Origin of the sequence: Streptomyces niveiscabiei, from assembly GCF_001419795.1 — a bacterium.
GTDB lineage: Bacteria > Actinomycetota > Actinomycetes > Streptomycetales > Streptomycetaceae > Streptomyces > Streptomyces niveiscabiei.
In genome coordinates, this window is sequence record NZ_LIRL01000993.1 from 1 (window position 1) to 5,407 (window position 5,407).

Sequence of the window (5,407 nt, forward strand, 5' to 3'; positions counted from 1 at the left end):
TCCTCGCCGACGACGATCTCCAGCAGGACACCGGCGACGGGCGCCGGGATCTCCGTGTCGACCTTGTCGGTGGAGACCTCCAGCAGCGGCTCGTCCTCGGCGACCTCCTCGCCGACCGACTTCAGCCAGCGGGTGACGGTGCCCTCGGTGACGGACTCGCCGAGCGCGGGCAGGACGACGTCCGTACCGGACGCGCCACCGGCGGCCGGAGCGGGAGCGGCGGGGGCCTCGGCCACGGGGGCCGGAGCGGCAGGCGCCTCAGCCACAGGGGCCGGGGCAGCGGCAGGCTCAGCGACAGCGGCCGGGGCCGGAGCCGCTGCGGGCGCGCCGGAACCGTCGTCGATGATGGCCAGCTCGGCGCCGACCTCGACCGTCTCGTCCTCGGCGACCTTGATGGACGCGAGGATGCCGGAGGCGGGCGCGGGGATCTCGGTGTCGACCTTGTCGGTCGAGACCTCGAGCAAGGGCTCGTCGGCCTCGACGCGCTCACCCTCGGCCTTGAGCCAGCGGGTGACGGTGCCCTCGGTGACGCTCTCGCCGAGCGCCGGAAGGGTTACGGAAACCGCCATGGTTTCGGTTGCTCCTTACGAGTTGCGGAAAGTCTGTGTCGTCGCTTCGGTGACCGAGGGTCAGTCGTGCGCGTGAAGCGGCTTGCCGGCCAGGGCGAGGTGGGCCTCGCCGAGCGCCTCGTTCTGCGTCGGGTGGGCGTGGATGAGCTGCGCGACCTCGGCGGGCAGCGCCTCCCAGTTGTAGATCAGCTGGGCCTCGCCGACCTGCTCACCCATACGGTCGCCGACCATGTGGACGCCGACCACCGCGCCGTCCTTGACCTGGACGAGCTTGATCTCGCCCGCGGTCTTCAGGATCTTGCTCTTTCCGTTGCCCGCGAGGCTGTACTTCAGGGCGACGACCTTGTCCGCGCCGTAGATCTCCTTGGCCTTGGCCTCGGTGATGCCCACGGAGGCGACCTCGGGGTGGCAGTACGTCACCCGGGGCACGCCGTCGTAGTCGATCGGCACGGCCTTGAGGCCGGCCAGCCGCTCCGCCACCAGGATGCCCTCGGCGAAGCCGACGTGCGCGAGCTGGAGCGTGGGGACGAGGTCGCCGACCGCGGAGATCGTCGGGACGTTCGTGCGCATGTACTCGTCGACCAGGACGTAGCCGCGGTCCATCGCGACGCCCTGCTCCTCGTAGCCGAGACCGGCGGAGACCGGGCCGCGGCCGACCGCCACGAGCAGGACCTCGGCCTCGAACTCCTTGCCGTCGGCCAGCGTGACCTTGACGCCGTCGGCCGTGTACTCGGCCTTCGAGAAGAACGTGCCCAGGTTGAACTTGATGCCGCGCTTGCGGAACGCGCGCTCAAGAAGCTTGGAGGAGTTCTCGTCCTCAAGGGGGGCGAGGTGCTTCAGGCCCTCGATGATCGTGACGTCCGCACCGAAGGACTTCCACGCGGAGGCGAACTCGACGCCGATGACGCCGCCGCCCAGGATGATCGCGGACTGCGGGACGCGGTCCAGGACGAGGGCGTGGTCCGAGGAGATGATCCGGTTGCCGTCGATCTCCAGGCCCGGCAGCGACTTCGGCACGGAGCCGGTCGCCAGCAGGACGTGACGGCCCTGGATGCGCTGGCCGTTGACATCCACCGAGGTGGGGGAGGACAGGCGCCCCTCGCCCTCGATGTACGTCACCTTGCGGGAGGCGACGAGACCCTGGAGGCCCTTGTACAGGCCCGAGATCACGTCGTCCTTGTACTTGTGGACGCCCGCGATGTCGATGCCCTCGAAAGTGGCCTTGACACCGAACTGCTCGCTCTCCCGAGCCTGGTCCGCGACTTCGCCCGCGTGCAGCAGGGCCTTGGTGGGGATGCAGCCCCGGTGCAGGCAGGTGCCGCCGACCTTGTCCTTCTCGATCAGGGCGACGTCCAGACCCAGCTGCGCCCCGCGCAGGGCCGCGGCGTAACCACCGCTGCCACCGCCGAGGATCACTAGGTCGAAAACGGTGCTGGCGTCGTTCGCCACGTCACGTCCTCCATGCATGTGCGCCGTACGCCGGTCGTCACTGACCGGCAGGCGGCTGGTGTCCGGCCGCTCATTGCTTCGGCCCTTCGGTGGGGGCCCTGTCCTGCCGGACCCCATCCTCGCACTTGTAGAACGCGGACGAGACACGGGGCTGGGGTGTGAGACACCACACGGGAGCCGAGGTAGGGGGACTTCTCAAGGGGGGTGAGGGCTACGCCCTCAGGGGCGCGGGGCTGTGTCGATATGCGGCTCCGCCGCGCGGGCGCGAGCAACCCCATGCGGCGGGGGAGCCGACGACGGTGACCAGCCGACTCCTCCAGGGGCGCGGGGCTGTATCGATGTGCGGCTCCGCCGCGCGGGCGCGAGCAGCCCGTCACGCGGCGGGGGAGCCGACGATGGCGATCGGCCGACTCCTCCAGGGGCGCGGGGCTGTGTCGATGTGCGGCTCCGCCGCGCGGGCGCGAGCAACCCCATGCGGCGGGGGAGCCGACGACGGTGACCAGCCGACTCCTCCAGGGGCGCGGGGAACTGCGCGAGCAACCCCCACGCCCCTGAAGCCGCCCTACGACGGAAGCGCCCCTCCCCGTGGGCGAACCGTCAGCCCAGGTCGCCCGAGGCGGTCAGCTCCGCGAGCCTCACCAACGTACGGACCGCCGTCCCCGTACCCCCCTTGGGGGTGTAGCCGAAGGGCCCGCCCTCGTTGAAGGCCGGGCCGGCGATGTCGAGGTGGGCCCAGGTGATGCCCTCGCCGACGAACTCCTGGAGGAAGAGCCCGGCGACGAGCCCGCCACCCATGCGCTCGCCCATGTTCGCGAGGTCGGCGGTGGGGGAGTCCATGCCCTTGCGCAGGTGGGAGGGGAGCGGCATAGGCCAGGCCGGCTCGCCGACCTCCTCGGCCGCGTCGTGGATCGCGGAGCGGAACGCGTCGTCGTTGGCCATGACCCCGAACGTCCGGTTCCCCAGCGCCAGCATCATCGCGCCGGTCAGCGTGGCGACGTCCACGATCGCGTCCGGCTTCTCCAGCGACGCGGCCCACAGCGCGTCCGCGAGAACGAGCCGCCCCTCCGCGTCCGTGTTGAGCACCTCGACGGTCTTGCCGCTGAACATCCGCAGCACGTCCCCGGGCCGGACGGCCGTCCCCGACGGCATGTTCTCGGCGAGCGCCAGCCACCCGGTGACGTTCACCTCCAGCTCCAGCCGAGCGGCGGAGACGACCGCGGCGAACACGGCGGCGGCACCGCTCATGTCGCACTTCATCGTCTCGTTGTGCCCGGCGGGCTTCAGCGAGATACCACCGGAGTCGTACGTGATCCCCTTGCCGACGAACGCGAGGTTCTTCGACGCCTTCGGGTGGCTGTACGACAGCTTCACGAGCCGAGGACCCGACGCGGACCCCTGACCGACGCCGAGGATCCCCCCGTACCCCCCCTCCGTGAGCGCCTTCTCGTCGAGGACCTCGACCTTGAACCCGTGCGCCTTGCCCGCGTCGACGACGAGCCCGGCGAACGCGGCCGGGTCGAGGTCGTTCGGCGGCATGTTGATGAGATCGCGGGCCCGGTTCAGCTCCTCGGACACGGCGACGGCACGCGCGAGCGCCGCCTTCTGCACGGCGTCCCGGGGCTTGCCCCCCAGCAGCGCGGCCTCCGCGAGCGGCGCCTTGCCGCCCTTCCCCTTGGCGCTCTCCTTGTACGTGTCGAAGGAGTACGCCCCGAGCAGCACGCCCTCGGCGACCGCCCCGACCTCCCCGGCATCGCCCAGCGGCAGCGCGAACGCGGCCTTCTTGGTCCCGGCCAGCGCGCGCGCCGCGGACCCGGCGGCCCGCCGCAGCGCCTCCGCCTCGTACCCCGCGTCCTTCGCGGGCTCCGCGCCGAGACCCACCGCGACGATCAGCGGTGCCTTGAAGCCGGCCGGCGCGGGCAGCTTCGTGATCTCCCCCTCGGCGCCGGACGCGCCGAGGGTCTCCAGGACGGCGGCGAGCTTGCCGTCGTAGGACTTGTCCACGGCTTCCGAGCCCGGCGCGACGACCGGGCCCTTCGCGCCCTTGGCGACACCGATCACGATCGCGTCGGCCCGCAGGCCGGGCGCCGCGGCGGTGCTGAGAGTGAGAGCAGTCACGGTGGTGATTTCTCCGCTTCCGAATATGAGAGTGCTGTGGCCGAACGGTGTGGGTCGACCGGGCCCGGCGGACGACCTTAGGTCGACCGGACGCGCACGGCCGTGCCGGGGTCCCTCCCACCGGCGCGGCGAACCGATGCGACAGATCCCGCCATGAGCCTACGCGGGTGTGTGCGTCCGCTCACGCCCGCGCGTGTTCACCTCTCGGTGAAGTCGTGGCCATGGATGCGCTCCGGGGGATCATCCTCGGAGAACGTCGCCGCACCGTCTGGAGCCGGTCCCTTGAGACGCGCCACCCTGGTCACCCTCCCGCTTCTGCTCCTCATCGGCTGCACGAGTACGTCAGGTCCCGCCGAGGGCGACCCCGCCCCGCCGTCAACTCCCCCGGCGCAGAGCGGCCGTTGGCAGCCCCGGCCCGGTGTCGCCTGGCAGTGGCAGCTGAACGGCAAGCTCGACACGTCCGTCGACGTCCCCGTCTACGACATCGACGGCTTCGACCAGTCCAAGGCGACCGTCGCCGCGCTCCACGCGAAGAACCGCAAGGTCATCTGCTACCTCTCCACCGGCGCGTACGAGGACTGGCGCCCCGACGCCGCGAACTTCCCCAAGTCCGTCATCGGCAAGGGCAACGGCTGGGAAGGCGAACGCTGGCTGGACATCCGCCAGTTGGACACCCTCGAACCCCTGATGGCCAAGCGCCTCGACATGTGCAAGGAGAAGGGCTTCGACGCGGTGGAGCCGGACAACATGGACGGCTACCGCAACGACACCGGCTTCCCCCTGAAGCCCGACGACCAACTCCGCTACAACCGCCTCATCGCCCGGCTGTCCCACGACCGGGGCATGTCGGTGGGCCTGAAGAACGACATGGACCAGATCCCCTCCCTGCTCGACGACTTCGACTTCGCGGTCAACGAACAGTGCGCCCAGTACGACGAATGCGACACCCTGACCCCCTTCATAGACGCGGGTAAAGCGGTGTTCCACGTCGAGTACGAGCTGCCGACGAGCAAGTTCTGCGAGAAGTCGAGGGAGTTGAGACTGAGCTCACTGGAGAAGAGGTACGAACTGGGGGCGTGGCGGAAAGCGTGCTGAGGACTCAACCGCCCAGGGTGAGCAGCACCAGGCTCGCCGTCCCCGCCACCTCCGCAATCCCCCCGAACACATCCCCGGTCACCCCGCCGAACCGCTTCACGCACCGCCGCAGCAGCAACTCCGCCGAGCAGACCGCCAACACGACCGCCGGCACCGCTCCGACCGCCCCGACCCACCAC

The 5,407-nt window shown here is 70.6% G+C and carries 5 protein-coding genes; 1 reads left to right on the top strand and 4 read right to left on the bottom strand.

Annotation, left to right across the window (positions count from 1 at the left end; translation table 11 throughout):
• From AOK24_RS38550 to AOK24_RS38560, 3 genes are all read right to left on the bottom strand, one after another.
• The coding region (locus AOK24_RS38550; protein ID WP_338060974.1) for a biotin/lipoyl-containing protein at window positions 1-569 on the bottom strand (569 nt) is incomplete at its 3' end.
• Window positions 570-629: 60 nt separating this feature from the next.
• On the bottom strand, window positions 630-2,018 hold the full coding sequence (gene lpdA, locus AOK24_RS38555; protein WP_055724591.1) for a dihydrolipoyl dehydrogenase: 1,389 nt from the start codon (window positions 2,016-2,018) through the stop codon (window positions 630-632).
• A gap of 597 nt (window positions 2,019-2,615) precedes the next feature.
• Window positions 2,616-4,133, bottom strand: coding sequence for a leucyl aminopeptidase (locus AOK24_RS38560; RefSeq protein WP_055724592.1), 1,518 nt, complete (start codon window positions 4,131-4,133; stop codon window positions 2,616-2,618).
• A 282-nt stretch (window positions 4,134-4,415) separates the two neighbouring features.
• Between AOK24_RS38560 and AOK24_RS38565 the strand changes: the two genes are divergently transcribed.
• Window positions 4,416-5,228 carry an endo alpha-1,4 polygalactosaminidase gene (locus AOK24_RS38565; RefSeq protein WP_055724593.1) on the top strand — a complete coding sequence of 271 codons (813 nt, stop codon included), beginning with the start codon at window positions 4,416-4,418 and terminating at the stop codon, window positions 5,226-5,228.
• 4 nt (window positions 5,229-5,232) lie between these two features.
• On the opposite strand, the gene AOK24_RS46870 is transcribed toward AOK24_RS38565, so the two are convergent.
• On the bottom strand, window positions 5,233-5,382 hold the full coding sequence (locus AOK24_RS46870) for an adenosylcobinamide-GDP ribazoletransferase (RefSeq protein ID WP_276206884.1): 150 nt from the start codon (window positions 5,380-5,382) through the stop codon (window positions 5,233-5,235).
• Window positions 5,383-5,407 lie beyond the last annotated feature (25 nt).